General features: G+C 64.2%; 24 protein-coding genes and 1 tRNA gene. 10 read left to right on the forward strand and 15 right to left on the reverse strand.

What is annotated here, in order from left to right:
- Positions 1-104: 104 nt before the first annotated feature.
- Positions 105-1,337 carry a sugar ABC transporter substrate-binding protein gene (locus FJV80_RS26130; RefSeq protein ID WP_095788872.1) on the reverse strand — a complete coding sequence of 411 codons (1,233 nt, stop codon included), beginning with the start codon at positions 1,335-1,337 and terminating at the stop codon, positions 105-107.
- A gap of 180 nt (positions 1,338-1,517) precedes the next feature.
- On the opposite strand from FJV80_RS26130, the gene FJV80_RS26135 reads away from it, so the two are divergent.
- Genes FJV80_RS26135 through FJV80_RS26145 form a run of 3 tightly spaced genes read left to right on the forward strand, consistent with a single transcriptional unit; the run spans position 1,518 to position 4,282 of the window.
- Complete coding sequence (locus tag FJV80_RS26135) at positions 1,518-2,288, forward strand: SDR family oxidoreductase (RefSeq protein ID WP_142877815.1); 771 nt, start codon at positions 1,518-1,520, stop codon at positions 2,286-2,288.
- Between the two features lie 2 nt (positions 2,289-2,290).
- On the forward strand, positions 2,291-3,358 hold the full coding sequence (ugpC, locus tag FJV80_RS26140; protein WP_095774704.1) for a sn-glycerol-3-phosphate ABC transporter ATP-binding protein UgpC: 1,068 nt from the start codon (positions 2,291-2,293) through the stop codon (positions 3,356-3,358).
- Between the two features lie 42 nt (positions 3,359-3,400).
- On the forward strand, positions 3,401-4,282 hold the full coding sequence (locus FJV80_RS26145) for a MurR/RpiR family transcriptional regulator (RefSeq protein ID WP_095788874.1): 882 nt from the start codon (positions 3,401-3,403) through the stop codon (positions 4,280-4,282).
- A 3-nt stretch (positions 4,283-4,285) separates the two neighbouring features.
- Here FJV80_RS26145 and FJV80_RS26150 read toward each other — a convergent pair whose 3' ends face one another.
- Together FJV80_RS26150 and FJV80_RS26155 are read right to left on the reverse strand one after the other, a co-directional pair.
- Positions 4,286-4,606 carry a DUF167 family protein gene (locus FJV80_RS26150; RefSeq protein ID WP_095788875.1) on the reverse strand — a complete coding sequence of 107 codons (321 nt, stop codon included), beginning with the start codon at positions 4,604-4,606 and terminating at the stop codon, positions 4,286-4,288.
- Positions 4,607-4,619: 13 nt separating this feature from the next.
- Positions 4,620-4,910 (reverse strand): YggT family protein, encoded by a 291-nt coding sequence (locus tag FJV80_RS26155; protein WP_027047523.1) that lies wholly within the window; start codon positions 4,908-4,910, stop codon positions 4,620-4,622.
- Between the two features lie 145 nt (positions 4,911-5,055).
- Between FJV80_RS26155 and FJV80_RS26160 the strand changes: the two genes are divergently transcribed.
- The 5 genes from FJV80_RS26160 to FJV80_RS26185 all read left to right on the forward strand — a co-directional run bounded on the left by FJV80_RS26160 (position 5,056) and on the right by FJV80_RS26185 (position 8,408).
- Positions 5,056-5,131 (forward strand) — tRNA-Ala (locus FJV80_RS26160).
- Positions 5,132-5,447: 316 nt separating this feature from the next.
- Entirely contained in the window at positions 5,448-6,197 is a 750-nt protein-coding gene (locus tag FJV80_RS26165) for a helix-turn-helix transcriptional regulator (protein ID WP_095774707.1), read from the forward strand.
- 413 nt (positions 6,198-6,610) lie between these two features.
- The gene (locus FJV80_RS26175; RefSeq protein ID WP_246689059.1) at positions 6,611-7,669 is read left to right on the forward strand and encodes a SagB/ThcOx family dehydrogenase; all 1,059 of its coding nucleotides are present in this window, start codon (positions 6,611-6,613) and stop codon (positions 7,667-7,669) included.
- A gap of 66 nt (positions 7,670-7,735) precedes the next feature.
- Positions 7,736-7,981 carry a hypothetical protein gene (locus FJV80_RS26180; RefSeq protein WP_095774709.1) on the forward strand — a complete coding sequence of 82 codons (246 nt, stop codon included), beginning with the start codon at positions 7,736-7,738 and terminating at the stop codon, positions 7,979-7,981.
- Positions 7,982-8,087: 106 nt separating this feature from the next.
- Positions 8,088-8,408, forward strand: a complete 321-nt coding sequence (locus tag FJV80_RS26185) for a hypothetical protein (RefSeq protein WP_095774710.1) — start codon at positions 8,088-8,090, stop codon at positions 8,406-8,408.
- A 52-nt stretch (positions 8,409-8,460) separates the two neighbouring features.
- Here FJV80_RS26185 and FJV80_RS26190 read toward each other — a convergent pair whose 3' ends face one another.
- Genes FJV80_RS26190 through exbB form a run of 3 tightly spaced genes read right to left on the reverse strand, consistent with a single transcriptional unit; the run spans position 8,461 to position 10,827 of the window.
- A complete protein-coding gene (locus FJV80_RS26190) occupies positions 8,461-9,411 on the reverse strand; it encodes an energy transducer TonB (protein ID WP_142877817.1) in 951 nt (316 codons plus the stop codon).
- Positions 9,408-9,875 (reverse strand): TonB system transport protein ExbD, encoded by a 468-nt coding sequence (gene exbD, locus FJV80_RS26195; protein ID WP_142877818.1) that lies wholly within the window; start codon positions 9,873-9,875, stop codon positions 9,408-9,410. The genes FJV80_RS26190 and exbD overlap by 4 nt, the downstream gene beginning before the upstream one ends.
- A gap of 7 nt (positions 9,876-9,882) precedes the next feature.
- The gene (gene exbB, locus FJV80_RS26200) at positions 9,883-10,827 is read right to left on the reverse strand and encodes a tonB-system energizer ExbB (protein ID WP_142877819.1); all 945 of its coding nucleotides are present in this window, start codon (positions 10,825-10,827) and stop codon (positions 9,883-9,885) included.
- Between the two features lie 271 nt (positions 10,828-11,098).
- Between exbB and FJV80_RS26205 the strand changes: the two genes are divergently transcribed.
- A complete protein-coding gene (locus FJV80_RS26205; protein ID WP_142877820.1) occupies positions 11,099-11,782 on the forward strand; it encodes an isochorismatase family cysteine hydrolase in 684 nt (227 codons plus the stop codon).
- A gap of 6 nt (positions 11,783-11,788) precedes the next feature.
- Here the strand turns inward: FJV80_RS26205 and FJV80_RS26210 are convergent, their stop codons facing one another.
- Together FJV80_RS26210 and FJV80_RS26215 are read right to left on the reverse strand one after the other, a co-directional pair.
- Positions 11,789-12,730, reverse strand: a complete 942-nt coding sequence (locus FJV80_RS26210) for an LLM class flavin-dependent oxidoreductase (protein WP_142877821.1) — start codon at positions 12,728-12,730, stop codon at positions 11,789-11,791.
- A gap of 136 nt (positions 12,731-12,866) precedes the next feature.
- Positions 12,867-13,022, reverse strand: a complete 156-nt coding sequence (locus tag FJV80_RS26215; RefSeq protein WP_010912229.1) for a hypothetical protein — start codon at positions 13,020-13,022, stop codon at positions 12,867-12,869.
- Between the two features lie 291 nt (positions 13,023-13,313).
- Here FJV80_RS26215 and FJV80_RS26220 point away from each other — a divergent pair, with 291 nt between their 5' ends.
- The gene (locus FJV80_RS26220) at positions 13,314-14,081 is read left to right on the forward strand and encodes an SDR family oxidoreductase (RefSeq protein WP_095774714.1); all 768 of its coding nucleotides are present in this window, start codon (positions 13,314-13,316) and stop codon (positions 14,079-14,081) included.
- 22 nt (positions 14,082-14,103) lie between these two features.
- On the opposite strand, the gene FJV80_RS26225 is transcribed toward FJV80_RS26220, so the two are convergent.
- The 7 genes from FJV80_RS26225 to FJV80_RS26260 all read right to left on the reverse strand — a co-directional run bounded on the left by FJV80_RS26225 (position 14,104) and on the right by FJV80_RS26260 (position 21,906).
- Positions 14,104-15,048, reverse strand: coding sequence for an ABC transporter permease (locus tag FJV80_RS26225; protein WP_142877822.1), 945 nt, complete (start codon positions 15,046-15,048; stop codon positions 14,104-14,106).
- Entirely contained in the window at positions 15,045-16,100 is a 1,056-nt protein-coding gene (locus FJV80_RS26230; RefSeq protein WP_095792207.1) for an ABC transporter permease, read from the reverse strand. The genes FJV80_RS26225 and FJV80_RS26230 overlap by 4 nt, the downstream gene beginning before the upstream one ends.
- Positions 16,100-17,590 (reverse strand): ABC transporter ATP-binding protein, encoded by a 1,491-nt coding sequence (locus FJV80_RS26235; RefSeq protein ID WP_142877848.1) that lies wholly within the window; start codon positions 17,588-17,590, stop codon positions 16,100-16,102. Before FJV80_RS26235 ends, FJV80_RS26230 begins: the two co-directional genes overlap by 1 nt.
- 271 nt (positions 17,591-17,861) lie before the next feature.
- The gene (locus FJV80_RS26245; protein ID WP_095774718.1) at positions 17,862-18,893 is read right to left on the reverse strand and encodes a BMP family protein; all 1,032 of its coding nucleotides are present in this window, start codon (positions 18,891-18,893) and stop codon (positions 17,862-17,864) included.
- Between the two features lie 154 nt (positions 18,894-19,047).
- Positions 19,048-20,253, reverse strand: coding sequence for a 3-oxoadipyl-CoA thiolase (gene pcaF / locus FJV80_RS26250; RefSeq protein WP_142877849.1), 1,206 nt, complete (start codon positions 20,251-20,253; stop codon positions 19,048-19,050).
- A 1-nt stretch (position 20,254) separates the two neighbouring features.
- Positions 20,255-21,052 carry a CoA-transferase subunit beta gene (locus tag FJV80_RS26255; protein ID WP_095774719.1) on the reverse strand — a complete coding sequence of 266 codons (798 nt, stop codon included), beginning with the start codon at positions 21,050-21,052 and terminating at the stop codon, positions 20,255-20,257.
- Positions 21,049-21,906, reverse strand: a complete 858-nt coding sequence (locus FJV80_RS26260) for a CoA transferase subunit A (protein WP_142877823.1) — start codon at positions 21,904-21,906, stop codon at positions 21,049-21,051. Before FJV80_RS26260 ends, FJV80_RS26255 begins: the two co-directional genes overlap by 4 nt.
- Positions 21,907-22,022: the final 116 nt, after the last annotated feature.

Genomic DNA, 22,022 nt, shown 5'->3' on the forward strand with positions numbered 1-22,022 from the left:
CCGCCTGAGTCTGGGGCGCGCCACGGGGCGCAGGGAGATACGCCCTATTTCTTCAGCACGGCCCCTATTTCTTCAGCACGGCCCCTATTTCTTCAGCACGGCCCCTATTTCTTCAGCACGGCGTTGGCCTTCGCCGCCGCGTCCTTCAGGCCTGCCTCGGGGTCGCCGCCGAGATAGATCTTCTGCATGGCGTCGGACGTGATCTGGGCGATCTCTTCCCAGCCCGGAATGACCGGCGCGAAACGAGCGTCGGGCAGCAGCGCGGTGAAGGCGGCGAGATCGGCATTGTTGACGTAATAATCCATCTTGGCCTCTTCCTTGTTCACCGGCAGGAAGCCTTCGCCTTGCGTGAACTTGGCGCGCTGTTCCGTGGTGAACAGGAAGTCGAGCAGCTTCCAGGCCTCATCCTTGTTCTTGGAGTTCTTGAACATGATGATGGAATCGGTGACGCCATAGGTCCCGCGCGCCCCGGTCGGGCCGGCCGGAATGGCCGCCACGCCGTATTTCAGCTTCGGCGCCTCGTCCTTGATCTGGTTGGACAGGAAGGGTGCGGTGATCATCATGCCGACCTTGCCCTGCTTGAACAGGTTCTGCACGTCCTCGCGGTTGTTGGAGGTCACGCCTGGCTCGGTCAGCCCCTCGTCGATCATCGACTTGTAGAGCTTGGCGGCTTCGAGCGCGCCCGGCGTGCCGAGGCCCGACGTGCCGTCCTTGTTGAGGATCTCGGTGCCTTGCGACCACATGGCGTAGTAGTAGTAGACGTCGGTCTCGATCTCCTTGCCCTGCAGGCCGAAGCCGAAGGTGCCGGACCCCAGCGCCTTGATCTTGCGCGCATCGTCCTGCAGTTCGGTCCAGGTCGCCGGCGGCTTGGCGATGCCGGCCTTCTCGAACAGCTCCTTGTTGTAATAGAGCGCGCGCGCCGAAGCGGCGATCGGCAGGCCGTAGGTCTTGCCGTCCATGATCGAGGGCGACAGGAAGGTGTCGATGAAGCGGCCCTTGAAGTCGGGCGTGATGTAGCTGTCGAGCGGTTCGGCGACGTCCTGCTGGACGAAGTCGATCAGCCAGCGCGTGCCGATGATCGACAGGTCCGCATTGGTGCCGGCGGTGATGTCGGTGGTCAGCTTCTGCAACAGCACATCCCACGGCACGACCTCGAACTTGATGGTGATGCCGGGGTTCTTGGCCTCGAATTCCTTCTTGACCGCTTCGAAATACGGACCGGTCTTGGCGCTGTATTCGGCGACGGTGACGCGCACTTCACCCGCATTCGCCTGCGCCGCGAAGGCCAGCATGCTCATTCCGGCCATCAGGCCGACAGTCCATTTGGCAAGGCTCATCTGATCTCTCCCATTGTTCCGCGCATTTGCGCTCCTGTGCCGATGACGGGCACAAGATTTATGTGACTTTCCTACATTATCGAGGAATTCAGCGCATGCAAGCGGATTATCATGTTGCTTAATTACATTCGTTTCAGTAACCTGCCGGCATCTGCCTGACCTGCGGGAGGAGCAAGCGCCGTGGTTTCGAAAGCCGAATTCGAAGGCCGCTCTGTCGTCGTCACCGGTGCCGGCGGCGGCCTTGGCTCGGCGATCGTCGCATTGCTGGCCGGAAGGGGCGCACGGGTGGTCGGCTGCGACCAGTCGCAGGAGGCGCTGGCAAGCCCGCACCTTGCCTCGCGCCATGTCTTCAACCTTCTCGACCGGGCTTCGATCGAGGCGGGGATCGCCGCTGTGCTGGACAGAGACGGCGTGCCCGATATCCTGATCAACAATGCCGGCTGGACGCGCGCCGAGACGATTTCCGCGCTCGATGCCGACAGGATCGAGCACGAGCTCGACCTCAATCTGACCGGGGTGATGACTTTCGCCGACCCTATCGTCAAGGCGATGGCGGCGCGCGGGTCAGGCAGCGTCGTCTTCATCTCCTCCGTCAACGCCATCGCGCATTTCGGCAATCCGGCCTACGCCGCGGCCAAGGCCGGCATCAACGCCTATGCCAAATCGATCGCCGTCGAACTCGGCCGCAGCGGCGTGCGCGCCAATGTCGTCTGTCCCGGATCGATCCGCACCGCCGCCTGGGACCATCGCCTGGCCAAGGAACCGGAAATCCTGGGCAAGCTCAAGCGCCTCTACCCGCTCGGCCGCATCGTCGACGCCGCGGAAGTGGCTGAAGCCGTGGCTTTCCTTGCCTCGGACCGCGCATCGGGCGTAACAGGCGTGGTGATGCCCGTGGATGCCGGACTGACCGCCGGCTGCCTGCCGTTCATCGACGACATATTGGGAGCGTGACCATGACCGACGTCCTGTTTCGCAACCTGTCGAAATCCTTTGGCCAGCATAAGATCCTCGAGGACATCAACCTCGACATCAGGAGCGGCGAGTTCGTGGTGCTGGTCGGCCCGTCCGGCTGCGGCAAGTCGACCTTGCTGCGCATGCTGGCCGGCCTGGAGACGATCAGTTCCGGAGACCTCATGATCGGCGGCACGCGCGCCAACGATCTGCCGCCACAGCAGCGCAACATCGCCATGGTGTTCCAGTCCTATGCGCTGTTCCCGCATTTGAAGGCCTCCGACAATATCGGCTTCGGCCCGAAGATCCGTGGCGAGAACCGTGCCGCCATCGACGACAAGGTCAAGAAGGCCTCCGGGGTGCTCAACCTCTTCTCCTATCTCGACCGCTATCCCCGCCAGCTCTCAGGCGGCCAGCGTCAGCGCGTCGCCATGGGCCGCGCCATTGTGCGCGAACCCTCGGTGTTCCTGTTCGACGAGCCGCTCAGCAATCTCGACGCGCAGTTGCGCGTCCAGATGCGCACCGAGATCAAGGCGCTGCACCAGCGGCTGAAATCGACCATCGTCTATGTCACCCACGACCAGATCGAAGCCATGACCATGGCCGACCGCATCGTCGTGATGGACCGCGGCCGGATCCAGCAGGTCGGCGCCCCGCTTGAGCTCTATGACCGGCCGGCCAACAAGTTCGTCGCCGGCTTTCTTGGCTCCCCCTCGATGAGCTTTGTCTCCGGCGCCCTCAAGGCGACGCCCGAGAAAAGCTGGTTCGAATCGGCCGGCGGCGGACGGCTTGCGCTTGCCGGCAAGGCGGCACCGGCTGGCAATGCTGTGGAGGCCGGTATCCGGCCCGAGCACTTCATCATCGGCGAGGCCGCCGACGCCATGGCGCTCAAGGTGGATGTCGTCGAGCCGACGGGCTCCGAGACCCATGTCTATGGCGCCATCGGCACCGATACGGTGCGCGCCGTGTTCCGCGACAGGGTGCCGGTCAAGCCGGGCGACCTGCTGCCGGTCTCGGTCGATCCCGGCAACATCCATCTGTTCGACAAGGCGACCGGCCTGCCGCTATAAGGCCTGCCCCGGGGGCAACGGCATGAAGACGAAACGACAGACATGAAGACGCCGGCAGACATCATCACGCGGCTGCAGCTGGTGTCGCAGGACGGCACCAAGTCGGATCGCCGGCTGGCCGGCCTTGTGCTGTCGGATCTCGATTTCGCTTCCAAGGCGGCAATCTCGGAGATTGCCGCGCGCGTTGGCGTCAGCGAACCGACGGTGACGCGCTTCTGCCGCAATCTCGGCTGCGAGGGCCTGCGCGACTTCAAATTCTACCTGGCCCAGGCCATCGCCATTGGCGGCCAGTATCTGTCGCCCGAACCGTTGAGCCGCGACGCGCGTGAACAGCGCATCGCCTCGGCCATCACCGAAGCGGCGATCTCGGCCATCCAGCGCGCCAGCGAGAACCTCGACATGACGACGCTGGTCGCCGTCGCCGAGCGGCTTGCGACGTCAGGCAATGTGCTGTGCATCGGCTCTGGCGGCATCTCCTCGATGATGGCGACCGAGATGCAGAATCGGCTGTTCCGCCTTGGCCTGCCGGTGCTGGCGCAGATCGATGGCCAGTTGCAGCGCATGTATGCCGCCGTAGCCACATCGGAAACCACCCTGGTCGCCTTTTCGGTGTCCGGCTATGCGCGCTCGGTCATCGAGGCGGTGCAGGTGGCCCAGCAATATGGCGCCACCACGGTCGCCATCACCGCGCCCGATTCGGCGCTGGCCAAGGCCGCCGACACGGTCATCCATTTGCAGCCGCTCGAGGACGGCAACATCTACAAGCCGACATCGTCGCGTTACGCGCTGCTGGCGATCGTCGACATGATCGTGACATCGGTTGCCGAGACGCGCGGTCCGAAGGTGCTGGAGAACTTGCGCCGCATCAAGCAGAGCGTGAACACGCTGAAGGTCGACGATCCAAGGCTCCCATTGGGGGATTGAACGTCAGCCAGAGGATTGACCGAGTGCTTCGACGCTCCGTGCCAGCACCTTCGGATCACCGGCTATGCGCAGCGTCTTGAGCCGTGCCGTGCCGCCGGCGACCACCGAAACGGCCGACGCCGGCACACCCAGCGTCTTGGCCACCAGCCTCTCCAGCGCGTGATTGGCGGCGCCGTTTTCCGGCACGGCGCGGACCCGCGCCTTGAAATGGCTTCGCCCGTCCGCCGCCGTTTCGACACCTTCCAACCTGTCCACGGAAGATTTTGGTGTCAGCCGCACGAACAGGTCGATGCCGTTCTCACGGATGCGGAACGGCGCGCTCATGCGATCGGCAGACTCACAGCACCAGCGGTGCTACCGTGGTGAGAATGAACTGCCTGACGAAGAACAGGATCAAGAGCAGGATGATCGGCGAGATGTCGATACCGCCAAGGTCCGGCATGAAGCGGCGGATCGGCCGCAGCGCCGGCTCGGTCAGCCGGTAGAGCATATTGCCGATGCTGCCGACGAACTGGTTGCGCGAATTGACGACGTTGAAGGCATAGAGCCAGGAAAAGATCGCCGAGGCGATGATGATCCACCAGTAGAGGTCAAGCGCCATGACGATGGTTTGAATGAGGGCGAGCATGCCGGTCTCCAATTGTTGCCGACATGTAGCCATTGCACGCCAAACCGGCAAGGGCCGGCAACCGAAGCGCCAGGCAACGAGGATTTCGGCAACGCAGCCTTGACAGAAATCAGCCGCGCCCGATAAATGCGCCACTTGCTGGAACGGGGCTGTAGCTCAGCTGGGAGAGCGCATCGTTCGCAATGATGAGGTCAGGGGTTCGATCCCCCTCAGCTCCACCAGCAAAGTCGTCGGTTCTCCACTTTTTCTGCCGCGCCGCCGGGACGCATGGTCGTCCCATGCAGCGCCGCGCGCCAATGTCACCCCAAAAAAGGCCGCAGGCAATTTCGCGACCTCCGGGGCCAGGCAATTGTCAATTGGACTTATGGCGATGGCCGTTGCCGGATCGCCGCTATTTTTTTTGGAAGCCGCCCCATTAGAGTGGCGTTCTCAAATCGTTTTTTCTGTGTGTTGTGACAAGGCGTTTCGGCGGGGGCGACCGAAGGCGCTATACGGATTCCGAGTTGAAATGAAGAATTCGCCTGCGAAAGCAAAGACGTGTCCATTCGCGAGAACCTCGCTGCAAATCTCAGACGGCTCTGCAAGAACCATGCCTCCGTTAGTGCGGTATGCCGTGAGTTGGGTATCAACCGCACGCAGTTCGAGCGGTACCTGCAAGGGCAGACCGTTCCGAACAAGGCCACCGCCAAGCTGATCTGCGACTACTTCCGCATCAACGAGCCCGAACTCTACCAGGACCCTGGCGCACCCGAGCACAGGGCTCCCGGTCTGCCGCCGATTTCCGAAAGTCTGTTCAACCAGATGATCCGCCCGCCCGCCCCGTCGATCGCGGGCGGTACCTATTTCACCTACTTTTCGATCCCCACCCGTCCCGACCTCTTGATGCGTTCGGTGACCTTCGTGCGTCGCGAGGCCGAGCTGGTCACATTCCGCCGGGTCACCGGGTGGTCGGAGCGCCGTGGCTCGACATGGGCGCGGGCGCGCGGCAACCACTATGGTGTGGCGATCTCGCGCCTGAACTGGATCTATTTCAGCGGCGTCAACCGTCGCCAGACCGGCGAACCGTCGCTGATCTCCGTGCAATGGGCTCCGATCTCCGAACCGGTGCTGACGGGCAAGGCCATGCTTCTGACAGAGGCCGGGCCGGCATTCGTATCGGTCATCATGCGGCAGGATATGTCCGGCATCCGGCCACGGCATGCCATCCGCATGGCGCATGTCGTCGGGCTCGACGATCCCGGCATCGATCAACTCGTCGTCAGCCTCGCCCGAGACGGGCTGGGTTAGTCGATCGGTTACGCTAAATAAGAATAAGAATATCCCAAAAAAGCGTATGCTAGCGATTGCCTACTCCGTATCTGAGCAAAATCGATATTTTAGACTTTACCGCCAAGAAAGATATTTTAGACCACGTCGGCTTTACTACAATTTTAACAAACCATTAACTCTTTCGACCTTACCTTTCTTCACGCGGATCCCGCTGTGGGGATCTTTCAACAGATCCCATTGGGGGTCGGGAAAAGGGACGAAAATGGCCAAGAAAGTGAACAATGCCCCGAAGCTGACGGTTGCGGCGGGCACGCAGACTGTCTTCTTCTCGCAGGGCATGCACTACAACAAGCGCTGAGGTCGTTCGGCGCCGATGGGCGGTTCGCCTGTCGGCGCCTCACATTGGCAAAACGGCATTCAGCATCATGAAAATGCGCTCTTCAAAAACGCTCGTCCTGTATCCCGGGACCAACAAGGTCACGGCCTGCAATTTCCTGACCCGAAGCGTCTTCGAATGCAGCCCCGAGGTGATCGGTCTTCTCGCATCCTGGGACGAATGGGCCTCCCCAGCGGAAATCGCGCGCGCTCACGGATGGTCGAGGTCCGACCTGAACGCCGTCGTCCCGCAATTGCTGGATTTTTCCGCCCTGGTCACCGCCGGTTCGCCGCTGGCCGAACAGGAAACAAGATTCTCCGGACAGTGGAACTGGGGCATCCCGACCGCGCTGATGCATTTCTGCGTCCAGGACTCGGACTTCATGACCATTGAGCAAGCCGAGGCCCGCCAAATCGAACGCGCCGGCCATGTCGCGCAGCCCGACCTCATGCTCAAGAATGCCGCCGACGCCATTCGGCTGCCGAACGCGCTCGACGACAACGAACTCCTGACCCTGATGGCGCGGCGCCGCACCAACCGCACCGCGGCCGCCCCCACGATCACCGCGCGGCAGCTTTCCGACTGCCTGTTCGCGGGCATGGGCATCACCGGCGAGACCAGCAACTGCGTCGGCGCCCTGCCGCTGGGCATGACCCCCTCGGGCGGCGCACGCAATCCTTACGAGGCCTATGTGATTGCGCTTGGCGTCGAGAGCCTGGAGCCCGGCGTCTACCACTATTCCGCCGCCGATCACGACCTCGGCAGGATCTCGGCCAACCATCTGCCGAGGATTTCCGAACTGGTCGGCGGGCAGGAATGGGCTGATGCCATGCCTTGCCTGATCCTGCTTTGCGCCAAGCTCGACCGCACCATGTGGAAATATGAGGATGCCAACGCCTACCGCGTCGTGCTGATCGAGGCCGGCCATATCGGCCAGAACATGATGCTGGCGGCGACCAGGCATGGTCTGTCGGCCTGCCCCACGGCAGCGCTCAGCCATTCGGCGATCAAGCGTCTTCTCGGCCTCGACCGCCTCACCGATGCACCCATCTATGCGTTGACCCTTTCGACCCCGGAACCAAACCCGCATTCGGCGGGCCAGTCCATTAATTAGCCGTCTTAGTATGTCCGTGTAGCCAGTACGCGTTCCCTGAGTTCCACCAGATGACAGGAGAAGCACGTGGCCAATCAGTCCCTACGTCAGTCAGAGATCGATAGCCTTCAATATATCGCGACGATGAGCAATGAGCTCGTACAGATGGCCGAAGCAAGCCGTTTTCCCATGATCTCCTACCTGCTCGGCATGGCCTATGCCGAAGCCTTCGACGTCCTGCGCGGCGCGCAGCCGGCAAGGCATGCGCAGCTCAGCGGCAACCCGATGCATGCCAGGCCGAAGGACAACCACGCTCAGCAAAGGAGAGCGTAGCGGATGCAACACTTAGCCCTGCGCGCTCTGGTATCGCGACCCCCGCCTTGATCGCCCGCGGCCCGCAAATGGACTTCATGCATAGAGATTCGAGGGGGATCCGCCAATGAACATGATCGCACCCATCAGGAGCGCCGACGCCACGGACAGCGTCTTCGGCCGGCTCCAGACCCTGATCGCCCGTCGGCCGGCATCGCCGGATGCCGCACGCGCCGAGGCCCGGCAAATGATTTCCCTGGCGATGGCCGACACCTGGCAGGCAGACAGCCTATGGGGCGCGGCGGACGCCTTCCACGCCCATTTCGACTTCATGATGCAGACCATCGAGATCAACGGCGCCGACGATCCGAACCTCAGGACACTGCGCGTGAAATGCCGCTTCTATCTGGAGCAGGTCGAAGCGCTGTGCCATTCGATGAGCCACTGACCGCGGTCCTCACAAAGATCGGACAGCACCAGTATCGGGCCGGGCCTCTGCTCTAATCCCGCAAATTGAACACGAACGGCGCCGTGCGGCTGACGCGCGAGCCAAGTCCCGGCGGCGGTGCCGGCACCGTTGCGCCCTGCAGCACGGCGAGCGCGGCGCGGTCGAGGTCGGGATCGCCGGAAGAACGGGCCACGCGCGCAGACACCACCCTGCCCGATGCGTCCACCGCGAAGGCCACGTTCACATTGCCCTGCGCTCCCCTGGATTTCGCGGCACTTGGATAACGCTTGTGCCGATTGATCCACGACGCCAGCCGGGATTCCCACTTGGCCGGATCTATGCCCGAGACCCCTGCCGCCGATTTCGGCGCGGCCGCCCTGGCCGCCGGCCTTGTCTGTGCGCTTGCGGTGGCAACCGTCCTTGCCGGCTCGGCCTTTTCCTTCCTTGGCCGCGGCTTCGGCTTTTCGGCCGGTTTTTTCGCCTTGGCCTGGGCCGGTTTCTTTTCCTTGGTTTTCTCGACCGGCTTCGGCTGCGGCAACGCAATGACGACCTCTGGCGTCACGGCTTCGACGATTTCGGGAACGACCTGATCCGGCGGCGGCTGGTCGATCGGTTCGGCGTCGGCTGTCGTGGTCGGCTCGGTCCCGTCGGGCGGCACCGTTTCCGGTTGCTCGGCTGTCGGTTCGGTCTGTTCGGCCATTTTCTCGGGTTCGGCTTCGGCGACCCTCTCGGCCTCCTCGGCTGGTTCGGCCTGGTCGGGCATCGCCGCTTCCAGCATCGCGGCCTGTTCGGGCACGGCCGGCATCACCGCCATCGGCACCATTTCGATCACCGGAGCCGGCGGCGGTCCGCCATCCACCTCGATCGGACTGAAGCTCTGCACCGCATAGGCGACCGCGACATGGGCGCCAATCATCAGCGCCGCCGCACCCGTCCACAAGCCAAGGTCGCGCCAGCCGAAGCGCGTCGGGTAAGTCGTCGGCAGGGCCGCCGCCTGCGTCATGGCGCCGCCGTTCGCGCGGGCGCGTGTGCCGGCGCATCGCTCGCGGGCGCCGTCTCCAGGCCGACCAGCGCGATCTTCAGATAGCCGGCGCCGCGCAGCAGGTTCATGGTCTCCATCAGGTCGCCATAGGCGACCGCCTTGTCGGCGCGCATGAAGATACGCGTCTGCTTGTCACCCCTGGTCCTGCTGTCCAACGTGGCCGCGAAGGCCGGACGCGGCACGCTGTCATTGCCGATAGCCAGCGTAAGATCATCCTTCAAGGTCAGGAACAGCGGCGTTTCGGGTCGCGGCGCGGGCGTCGCCGTCGAGCCCGGCAGGTCGACATTGACGTCCACCGTCGCCAGCGGCGCGGCGACCATGAAGATGATCAGCAGCACCAGGATGACGTCGATGAAGGGCGTGACGTTGATCTCGTGGCTCTCCTCGAGATCGTCGTCCAGGGTCTGGCGGATTCTGCTTCCCATGGCGTCGCTACTCCGCCGCCAGCGCCGTCGCCGGCGCGACCGTGCGGAAATCCAGGTCGCGGCTGACCAGCCTCTCGACGCCCGCCGAGGCATCGGCGAGGATCTGGCGGTAGCCGGCTATCGAGCGGGCGAAGACATTGTAGACCACCACTGCTGGAATTGCCGCGACGAGGCCCATCGCCGTGGCCAGCAGCGCCTCGGCAATGCCCGGCGCGACCACTGCCAGATTGGTGGTTTGCGCCTGCGAAATGCCGACGAAGGCGTTCATGATGCCCCAGACCGTGCCGAACAGGCCGACGAAAGGTGCGGTGGAGCCAATCGTCGCCAGCACGCCTGTGCCGCGCGACATGCGCCGCGACGCCGCCGCCTCGATGCGCGACAGGCGCGAGGTGACCCGTTCCTTCAAACCGTCGCCGCCGACATGGTCGAGCGCGCCGGCCGAGAGTGCGGTCTCTTCTTCCGCCGCCTTGACCAGAAGCGCGCCGGGGCCGCCGTTGCGATCGAGCGCGCGGCTCGCCTGCGTCAGCGTCGCGGCATCACCGATCGCGCGAACGGCACGGCGGATGCGCAGCTTGCCGCCAAAAATCTCCAGCGATTTGGCCAGCCATATCGTCCAGGTGACGAGCGAGGCGAAGGCCAGTCCGATCATCACCGCCTTCACGATGATGTCGGCCGCCATGAACATGCCCCATGGCGACAGATCGTGCTGCAGGGTCAGCTCCATCGCCCCCGTCGGCGCTGCTGCGACGGGCGCCACAGCTGCTGGCGCGCCGGGCGGCGGTGTCGCGGGCCCTGATGTGGCCGGGGCCGTTGCGGCGGGTGCCGGTGCGGTAGACGCCGGCGCTGCCCCCGCCGCAGGGGCAGCGCTGGCCGGCTGTTGCTGGGCCGATGCACTGCCGACCGACAGGATGACGGATGCGACCAACGCCGCCAGCAAACTGGTTCTAGACAACAACAGCTTCTTCCTTGTCCTCACAACGGCCGGCCGCTTCCTATTCCGCCACCCCGGCGGTCCGATCTCCGGGCATGAAACATGGCTCTACTAGTCAACATTGAAGATGAGTGCAACAGTCAACAATTCGTCGGGACGACCGATGACGTTCGCCGGCGGCAGCACGATGCCCGAACATCCTGCTTCTTGGCGTCAGAGCCGCGGCCTGAGTGGACGACTTGAGCTTCGCCAGTCAGGATGGCTCTCACGATCGGCAAGGAGACACTCTCGGATGATCAAGGCAACGCCCTTCGACTTCCCGTATGACCGCAGGCTGGCGGCCGAAAACACGGCGCTTGTCGTCATCGACCTGCAGCAGGATTTCCTGTCGACCACGGGCTATTTCGCCAGAAAGGGGTATGACCCCTCGCCGCTGCGGGCGATCCTGCCCACGGTGAACCGGCTGATATCAGCCGCGCGCAAAGCCGGCGTCGCGGTCATCCACACCAGGCAGGGCTATCGCGCCGACATGGCCGACATGACGCCCTATGAGAAATGGCGCCGCAGGCGCTCCGGTCTCGACGGCACAGACATACTGCTGCGCTCGGGGGCGGGGTTCCAGATCGTTCCGGAGATCGATGTCGCGCCTGATGACATAATCGTCGACAAGACCTGCAACAGCGCCTTCACCTATACGGATTTCGAGCTTGTGCTGCGCGCGCAAGGCATCACGCATCTCATGTTTTCCGGCTGCACGACCGACGTCTGCGTCCACACCACGCTGCGCGAGGCCTGCGACCGCAACTTTCAGTGCCTCACGATCTCGGACGCCTGCGCCAGCGGCGACAGACAAGCCCACGAGGCGGCGCTGCACATGGTGACGGTCGAGGACGGCGTCTTCGGCGTCCTGGCCGATTCGGCCGCCGTCATCAATGGTCTGTCGCGGCTTGGCGACAGGCATCACGCAGACGATTGATCGGCTTCACCCTGCTGCACGCGTCTCCAGCCCCGTGCGAGGCGCGTAGGCCCCCGGCTGGAAAACATCATGTTCGCGGCGCGCCAGCGAGTTGCGCAGCAGCGCGATCGTTTCCCGGCCGGCCGTCGCGATCTCGCGCGGCGTGTCGACGCCGATGATCATGAACTCATCGATCCCGAGCCCGGCATAGGCAAGCAGCGACAACGCGACCTGGGCGGGCGGCCCGGACAGGTCGACCGCCTTGTGGCCGGTGGCGGAAGCGCCCTGGTGGATCCGCACCGGAAGCGCGAAGCGCAGTTTGCCGGCCCGGCCATGTTCGGCCGCGGCGCCACGCACCCGCTCCATCAACTGCCTGACATCGTCGATCGAGCCCGGTGCCAGTTCGAAGACATCAGCATGCCGGCCGGCCACTTTCAGCGCCGTTCCTGATTGCCCGCCCATGCGGATGGTCAGGTCGGCGCCGTGCGGGCCTTTGCGCGGCACGTAGCCGCCCTTGATACTGTAGAAGGCGCCTTCATGATCGAAGGGTCGGTCATTCGACCACAGCCGCTTCAAAAGCACGAGATATTCGTCGATGCGCTGCCAGACGACGCTGTGCCCGACCGGCCGTGACTCGGCATCGTCATCGTTCAACGGCTCGCTGATCATCCGGAGCGCCAGCCGGCCGCCGCTTTTTCGATCTATCGATGCCAGCTGACGGGCCGCCACGGTCGGCTCGACGACACCTGCCCAGTGGGTCAGCACGACCTCGAGCGCGGCGGTGCGGTCGAGCACCTGAGCGGCAAGATCCATATTGGTCAGCAGCCCGGCCGAATCGTCGACGACGATCTTCTGAAAGCCGCCATCTTCGATCAGTCCGAGCTTGGTCGCCGTCTCGGCAAAATCATAGAAAAACGGAATGGCGGCGTCGGCGGTCTTGCCAGGGACATGGGTGAATTCGATCGGCATTGTCATCTCCTCCATCGCTGGAATCATGGACGCGCTGAAATTCGAATCGCGGCCGCGCGCAAACGCACCGGATCCGGTTCATTCAACTCCGATTGCCTGATACAGCGGGGCGGCTGGCCCCTGTCGATCCGGTGCCCTAGGGAATAAGGCCCAGAACGACGGCCCCGGTGAACACGAACGCAAGGGCAAAGACGAGATAGGCGAAAGCTCCGGCATAGGCCGGGCGAAAGGTCTGGGCATTGGCCAGCCTCTGGCCGCTGCTGTCAGTCTGAGCGTTCTGGATATAGGACATATCGACCTCCGTCTCGCCGGTTAATCTATAAAACTTGTAGACTTTGTCGATTGCTATTTTTGCGCTGTAGGCAGAATAATTTTCTCCCTCCAGGGGTTAAGTTGGTCATGAATTGCTGGGATCGCTTGCCGGCGCAATTGATCGGCAGGGCATGAGCCTTCCTCCGGGCGCGTCCGAATGGACCTACGGCCTTGTTCCCGCTGCACCCAATTGGTCCATTGGCCGCCTTGTGCGGGCGCGGTAGCATCCCCCGACAAGCAAATGCGACCTGGGTCGAACAGGGGAATAGAAATGGGCGAAAGACTGGCGGGCAAGGTTGCCATCATTTCGGGCGGCGCGACGGGAATGGGCGGAGCGGCCTCGGAACTGTTCGCGGCTGAAGGCGCCAAGGTGGCGATCATCGACCGCAATGGCGAGGCAGCCGCCGCCACCGCGACGGCAATCCGTGCACGCGGCCATGTCGCCGAGCATTTTGTCGCCGACGTGTCAGACGAGGCGCAGGTTCAGGCGGCAGTGAAGGGCGCGACCGAAAAACTCGGCCCGGTCACGGTGCTGTTCAATCACGCCGGCACCATCGTGATAAAGCCGTTCCTGGAGACGACCGTGCAGGAATGGGACTGGCTGCATGCCGTCAATGTGCGTTCGATGTTCCTGATGACGCGCGCCGTGCTGCCCGGCATGATCGCGGCGGGCGGCGGCTCGATCGTCTGCACCTCGTCGATCTCGGCGGTGGCGGCGACACCGAACGAAGTGCTCTACGACACCACCAAGGGCGCCTGCCACATGTTCGCCCGCGCCATTGCCGTCGAGTTCCGCGACCGCAACATCCGCTGCAACGCCGTCTGCCCCGGCTTTATCAGGACACCGCACGGCCTGCGCGAGGTCGCCGACCTCGGCAAGCTCGGCGTCGACGTCTCCGACGCGGCACTGGCTGCGCAGCAGGGCCGCATCGGCGAGCCGGAAGAGGTGGCCAAGGCCGCGCTGTATTTGGCCAGCGACGAATCGAGCTTCGTCAACGGCGCGCATCTGTTCGTCGACAATGGTTTTACGGCGATGTGAGCTTTCCAGGAGAAGGGCCTCGCTACCGCTCTTCCCTGCGAAACGGCTTCAACAACGCCGACGGCGCCACCGCGTTGCGCGACATCACCGCCATGGCGACGATGGTGAAGATGAACGGCAGCATCAGGAACGCTTCGTAGGGGATGTGCCCGAGCCCGCTCGCCTGCATGCGCAGTTGCAGAGCATCGACAAAGGCGAACAGCAGTGCCGCGCCCGCCGAGCGCCACGGGTCCCAGCGGCCGAACACCACCAGCGCGATCGCCACCCAGCCGCGTCCGGAGACGACACCGAAGGTGAAGGCGTTGAACTGCGCCATCGACAGGAAGGCGCCGGCCAGCCCCATCAGGGCGCCGCCGAGGATGACGGCCTGGAAGCGCGTGGCAATGACGCTGACGCCGGCCGAATCGGCGGCGCGCGGGTTCTCACCGACCATGCGCACCGACAGGCCCCAGGGGGTGCGGTAAAGCACGAAGGCCGCGAGCGGTATGGTGATGATCGCCATGTAGACCAGCGCGAACTGGTTGAACACCGCCGGCCCGAGCACCGGAATGTCCGATAGAACCGGGATCGGCAGCGTCTGAAAGCCCTTGATGGCAGGCGGCACCGATTGCTGACCGAAGATCAGCCGGTAGAGGAAATAGGCAAGGCCCGACGAGAACAAAGTCACGCCGATGCCGCAGACATGCTGGCTCAGGCCCAGTGCCACGGTGAACAGCGCATGCAGCGCGCCCATCAGCATCCCGGTCAGCACCGCCACCAGGACGCCGAGCCACAGGCTGCCGCTGAGGCTGGTGGCGGTGAAGCCAGTCATGGCGCAGAGCAGCATGATGCCTTCGATGCCGAGATTGAGCACGCCGGCGCGCTCGGAGAACATTTCGCCGAGCGTGGCGAAGGCCAGCGGCGTGGCGATGCGGATGATGGCGGCCAAAAAGCCGACCTGGAAGATCTGTTCCAGCACCGCGCTCATCGGGCGGCCCCCACACGGCGAATGCGATAGGCGGTAAACAGCAGGGCCACCAGCATGGCGAGCAAGGCGGTGCCCTGGATGACGTCGCTGAGGAACGCCGGCACGCCGGTCGCGCGCGACATCGCCTCGGCGCCGGTCATTACGGCGGCGAGGAAGATCGCCGCCGGCACCACGCCCAGCGGATTGAGCCGCGCCAGCATGGCGACGACGATGCCGGAATAGCCGTAGCCGGGCGAGATGTCGCTCATCACCTGGAAATGCACGCCGCCGACTTCGCCGACGCCGGCGAGCCCCGCCAGCGCGCCGGACATGAGCGCGGTCGAGAGCAGCACACGCTCGACAGGAATGCCGCCGTAGCGGGCGGCTTCCGGGTTCTCGCCGGTGACCCTGATGCGGAAACCAAGCGTGGTGCGCGCGATGAGGAACCAGATCAGAGGTGCTGCGATCAGCGCCACGATGACGCCCAGATGCAGCCGCGTGCCTTCGACCAGCACCGGGAAATTGGCCGAATCCTCGATTGGCGGCGAGATCGGATAGCCACTGAAGCTGTCCTTCCACGGCCCTTCGATCAGCGCCATCAGCGCATAGTAGATGACCGAGTTGAGCAGCAGCGAGCTGACGACATCGTCGACCTTGAATTTGACCCGTAGCGTCGCCGGCACCAACGCGACTGCGGCACCGGCGGCGGCGCCGACAATTGCCATCAACAGCATGGCGAGCGCCCCCGGCATCGGGATGGCGCCGACAAAGCAACTGGCGACGGCGCCGGCCAGCAACTGGCCCTCGGCGCCGATGTTCCAGAATTTGGCGCGGAAGGCGACGGCGACCGCCAGTCCGGTGAAGATCATCGGTGCGGCGCGCACCAGCGTTTCGGTGATGGCGTAGCTGTCGCCGAGCGAGGCCGTGAACATCACGCCGTAAGATTCGAGCACGCCAGCGCCAGCCAGCGCGATCAGGCCGCTGCACAGGACAAGCGTCGCCGCGATCGCCACCAACGGAAGCGCAAGATTGAACCAGGTCGGCGTCGAGTTGCGCACTTCCAGGCGAAACATCAGCCGTGGCCCTCCGCTCCGGTCATCAGCAGGCCGAGCCGCGCGATCGTCGCATCACCACTGTCGAGCGTGCCGGCGATGCGGCCCTCATACATCACCGCGATGCGGTCGCAGAGCGCCAGCAGCTCTTCGAGATCCTCGCCGATGACGATGATGCCACAGCCCTTGGCGCGCATGTCGAGGAACTTCTCGTGGATGAAGCGGGCAGCCCCGATGTCGAGGCCGCGCGTCGGCTGAGAGACGATCAAAACCTTCGGGTCGAAGGCAAGCTCGCGCGCCAGGAGCGCCTTCTGCAGATTGCCGCCGGACAGCGCCCCGGCACGCGTCATCGGTCCAGGGCACCTGATGTCATAGGTCTTGATCTGTTCTTCGGCGAAGGTGCGGATCGCGTCCGGCTTGAGCAGGCCTTTGCTGCTGAATGCGGCGGTACCGATGCGTGGCAGCACCATCGAATCGGCAAGCGGCAAATTGGTGACCAGACCCGTGGTCATGCGGTCCTCCGGGATGCGGCCAAGCCCAAGCGCCTGCACCTCGCGCGGCGAAAACCGTGAAACCGTCTGGCCGGCGATCGTCATCCGGCCGGCATCGGGCGCGCGCACGCCGGAGATCACTTCGGCGAGCGCCCGCTGGCCATTGCCCGACACGCCGGCAATGCCAAGAATCTCGCCGGAGCGGACGGCAAGCGAAACATCGCGCAGCGCGGTTCCCGAATGCGTCGAGGTGGAAATGCCGTCGAGCGTCAGCACCGCTTCGCCCGGCGTCGAAGGCCCCCTGGCCGGCGGCACGATCTCGTGGCCGCACATCAGCTGCGCCATGGCGGCGGACGTGGTGTTGGCAGGATCGTCGACGCGGCCGGCGACACGGCCATGCCGCAGCACCGTGCAGCGATGGGTGAGCGCCCGCACCTCGTTGAGCTTGTGCGAGATGAAGATGATGCCGAGACCTTGCGCCGCCATCGAGCGCAGCGCTGAAAACAGCCCGTCGACCTCGCTCGGCGCCAGCACCGCCGTCGGCTCGTCGAGGATCAAAAGCTTTGCGCCGCGAAACAGCGCCTTGACGATCTCGAGCCGCTGCTGTTCGCCGACCGACAGCGCCGAGACCGGCAGGTCGGGATCGAGCGTCAGTCCATGCTGGCGGCCGATTTCGGCCAGCCGCGCCAGCCCGCCGGCGCGGTCGATCCGTCCCGATTTCCCGGGAATGCCGATGAGCAGGTTCTCCAGCACCGTCAGCCGTGGCGCCAGGTGAAAATGCTGGTGCACCATGCCGATGCCGGCGGCCAGCGCATCGGCCGAACTGGTGATCCGCACGGGCTGCCCCTGGATCAGGATTTCCCCGGCATCCGGCGCGTAGGCGCCGAACAGCACATTCATCAGCGTCGTCTTGCCGGCGCCGTTCTCGCCCAGCAGGCCGAGGATTTCACCAGGCGCGACGCTGAGGTCGACAGCCTCGTTCGCCTTGACGGCGCCGAAGCTCTTGGTGATGCCGCGCATTTCGATGAGTGGGGCGGGCGTCGGCAAGGATACTCCTGATCGGAATTGGCTTTACGATTCAGCTTTGACTGATCGGGTGGCGCTGCACCCCTCTCTGGCCTGCCGGCCATCTCCCCCTCAAGGGGGGAGATTGGATGTCACTTTCGGCTTTCGCCAGTTTTTCTAGGTCGAAAGAAAAGTGACTCGGGTGAAGCTGCCAATCTCCCCCCTTGAGGGGGAGATGTCCGGCAGGACAGAGGGGGGCGCTTAGCACCGCCCCTCAAAGCAAGCCTCAATCCGAAACCGGCGTGTTCTCGTCGACGTCCACCCGGAAATTGCCTTCGAGGATCTCGGCCTTCTTCTTCTCGACCAGATCCTTGACCTCGGCCGGCAGTGTCTTGTCGAACTTGTGGTAGGGGGCGAGATACGAACCGCCCTTGGCCATACGCGAGAAATCGCCATAGTCCTGCGCGGTGTAGACGCCGGCCTTGACCAGTTTGATCGCTTGTTCGACCGTCGGATACATGTCCCAGACCGGGCCGGTGATGACCGTGTCGGGGCCGAGGCTCGACTGGTCCGACATGTTGGAGATGGCGAGGATTTTCTTCTCGACCGCCGCCTCGATGACGCCGAAGCGCTCGGCATAGATGACGTCGACGCCGGCATCGATCTGCGCCACCGCGGCTTCCTTGGCCTTGGGCGGATCGAAGAAGGAACCGATGAAGGCGACCTTCTTCTTGACGTTCGGATTGACCTCCTTGGCGCCGGCAAAGAAGGCGTTGACCAGCCGGTTCACTTCCGGAATGCCCATCGCCGCGACGGCGCCGACCGTGCCTGATTTCGACATCTTGCCGGCGATCATCCCGGAGAGATAGGCGGGCTCATGGATCCAGTTGTCGAAGACGCCGAAATTGGGTTCGGCCGGACCGGCGCCCGAACCGAACAGCCAGGCGGTCTTCGGGAATTGTTTTGCGGTGCGGCGCGATTCGCGCTCGGCGGCGAAGGCGTCGCCCAGCACCAGCTGGTAGCCGCCCTGCGCATATTCGCGCATGACGCGACTGAAGTCGGCGGTCTGCACCTTCTCCGACCATTTGTATTCGATGCCGAGTTCCTTCTCCGCCTTCTGCAAGGCGACATGGATCTGGTTGTCCCACGGCTCCTCGATCGGCGTGGCGAAGATCGCCGCCACCTTCAGCTTCTTGTCCTTGGCGAAGGCCGCACCCGGCAGCATGGCCGCTGCCAGGCCAAGCGCGCCGAGCTCCAGCACATTGCGCCGCGAAATCCCTTCGCGTGTCGACGAAGATTTGTTCTTCCGGTTTTCCATTGCAGTCCCCTCTGTTTGACAGCCGTGTCGAGCCGGCCGTTCTAAAAATCAGACGGGGAACTATGGAACGGGTCCGGACTTTTGTCCACATGGTCAAATTTGGCGACACGCCGAATCCAGCCCTGATTCTCGCTGGCCAAACGGCAGGCGGCGGTCAGGCCCGTTCGAGCGCGATGGCGATGCCCTGGCCGACGCCGATGCACATCGTCGCCAGGCCGTAGCGGCCGCCGCGCTCACGCAGCTCCAGGGCCGCCGTGCCCGAGATGCGCGCGCCCGACATGCCCAGCGGATGGCCGAGCGCGATGGCGCCGCCATTCGGGTTGACGTGTTCGGCATCCTCGGCAATGCCGAGCTGGCGCAGCACGGCGATGCCTTGCGAGGCAAAGGCTTCGTTGAGCTCGATGACATCGAACTGTCGCGGCGTCAGGCCAAGCCGCGCGCAAAGTTTCTGCGTCGCCGGCGCCGGGCCGATGCCCATGATGCGCGGCGCAACGCCGGCGGCGGCGCCGCCAAGGATGCGGGCGATCGGCGCCAGGCCGTATTTCTTTATCGCGGCCTCGGAAGCAACGATCAGCGCCGCCGCGCCGTCATTGACGCCGGAGGCATTGCCGGCGGTCACCGTGCCGTCCTGGCGGAACGGCGTCGGCAGCTTGGCCAGCGCCTCGACCGTCGTGCCGGCGCGTGGATGTTCGTCTTTCGAGACCATCACCGCATCGCCCTTGCGCTGCGGGATGGTCACCGGAGTGATTTCCTTGGCCAGGCGGCCATTGGTCTGTGCCGCGACAGCCTTGTCCTGGCTGCGCACGGCAAAGGCGTCCTGGGCCGCGCGGGTAACGGCGAATTCTTCTGCCACGTTCTCGCCGGTTTCCGGCATCGAATCGACGCCATACTGCTTCTTCATCAGCGGGTTGACGAAACGCCAGCCGATGGTGGTGTCGTAAATCTCGGCATTGCGCGAGAACGCGGTGTCGGCCTTGGGCATGACGAAGGGCGCCCGGCTCATCGATTCGACGCCGCCGGCGATCATCAATTCCGCTTCGCCGGCCTTGATGGCCCGCGCGGCAATGGTCAGCGCATCCATGCCCGAACCACACAGGCGATTGACGGTCGAACCCGGGATTTCCTTTGGCAGGCCCGCCAGCAACAGCGCCATGCGCGCTACGTTGCGGTTGTCCTCTCCGGCCTGGTTGGCGCAGCCATAGACGACGTCGTCCACCGCCTGCCAGTCGATGCCGGCATTGCGCTCGACCAGCGCCTTCAGCGGTATGGCGCCGAGATCGTCTGATCGCACCGAGGACAGCGAACCGCCGAAGCGGCCGATCGGCGTGCGGATGTAGTCGCAGATATAGGCCTCGGCCATGTCATGCAGCCTTTGCTTTTCCGGTTCCCTCATGCGCCGCCTTGGTGCGGGCCTGCAGGTCGCGCAATGTATTGAGTTCGAGTTCGCTTGGCGCCGGTGTTTCGTCAAGCGCCTCGGCGAACTTAACCACCCAGCCACAGCTGTCCTGCACCTGCTGGCGGGTGACGCCGGGATGCAGCGACACGACCGTGAATTCCTTGGTCACCGGGTCCGGCTTCCAGATGGCGAGATCGGTGATCAGCAGTGTCGGCCCGGCGGTGTCGATGCCCAGCCGCTTGCGGTGATCGCCGCCCTCGCCATGGCCGAAGGAGGTGAAGAAGTCGATCTTCTCGACCATGCCGCGCCTGGTTTGCGCCATGGTGATGTAGATCTCCTTCGACGAGGTCGCGATCTCCGGCGCGCCGCCGCCGCCGGGGAGCCTTGTCTTGGGATGGACATAGTCGCCGATGACCGTGGTGTTGATATTGCCGAACTTGTCGAGCTGCGCGGCACCGAGGAAACCGATCGAGATGCGGCCGCCTTGCAGCCAGTAGCGGAACATTTCCGGCACCGCGACGGTAGTGACGGCGGTCTCGCACAATTCGCCATCGCCGATCGACAGCGGCAGCACGTCAGGCGCGGTGCCGATCGTGCCGCTCTCGTAGATCAGCGTGATGTCAGGCGCATGCGTCAGCCGCGCCACGTTGCAGGCGGCGGACGGCGCGCCGATGCCGACGAAGCAGACATCGTCATTGCGCAGCGCGCGGCTGGCGGCGATCGTCATCATCTCGTTGGGGGTGAAGCCCGGATTGTCGCTCATGCAGCTTTCCTCAGATGCTCGACGCGGCCAGCGAAATCGTCGGCGCTCTTTTCGATGACATTCGCCTGCATCCAGGCCTGGAACTTCTCGCGGTCGGCGGCGATCGCGTCCCATTCGAGATAGGCGGCGTTGTCGCGCGCGTAATAGCCATGGGCATAGGACGGATGCGAGCCGCCGGGCACCACCGAGATCGCCGCGATCGTCCAGCGCGGCAGCACGGTCAGATTGGGGTGCAGATCGTCGAAATTGTCGACCACCTCCTCCACCGTCACCACGGCGCGCCTGGCCGCCAGCACGGCCTCCTTCTGGATGCCGATGATGCCCTCGACCAGCACATTGCCTTTCCTGTCGGCCTTCTGCGCATGGATGAAGGTGACGTCAGGCCGAATTGAGGGAACGGCCGCCAGCACCTCGCCGGTGAACGGACAGGTGACCGACTTGATGTTCGGGTTGACCGCGGCAAGGCCTGCGCCGCGATAGCCGCGGAACACCGCGCAGGGCAGGCCGGCCGCGCCCGCCTCATAGGCGTTGGCCATGCCGGCATGGCTGTGCTCCTCGACCTCGATCGTCCGGGGAAAACCGTTCTCGATGGAATCGCGGGCGCGCCGCAGCAGGCCGACACCGGGATTGCCGACATAGGAGAAGACGATCTTCTTCGCCATGCCCATGCCGATCATCTGGTCGTAGATCAGGTCCGGCGTCATGCGGATCAGGGTCAGGTCGCGAAACCCCTGGCGAATCGCCTCATGCGCAGCGGCTGTCGGGATCAGGTGGGTGAAGCCCTCGAAGGCGACGGAGTCGCCATCGTTCAAATTCTCGGCCACGGCCTGTTTGAGCGGCAGGAACTTGACCATCGTCGACTCCCGGTCCAAAAGTTCGTATTGCGAACTTATGTTTTGTATGCGAAACTTTCTACGCCGGGTAAGGTCATGGAGTCAATCCGGGCGTCGATACCTTTGGCGGAGGTGAG

It is taken from the genome of Mesorhizobium sp. WSM4310, from assembly GCF_007003935.1.
GTDB lineage: Bacteria > Pseudomonadota > Alphaproteobacteria > Rhizobiales > Rhizobiaceae > Mesorhizobium.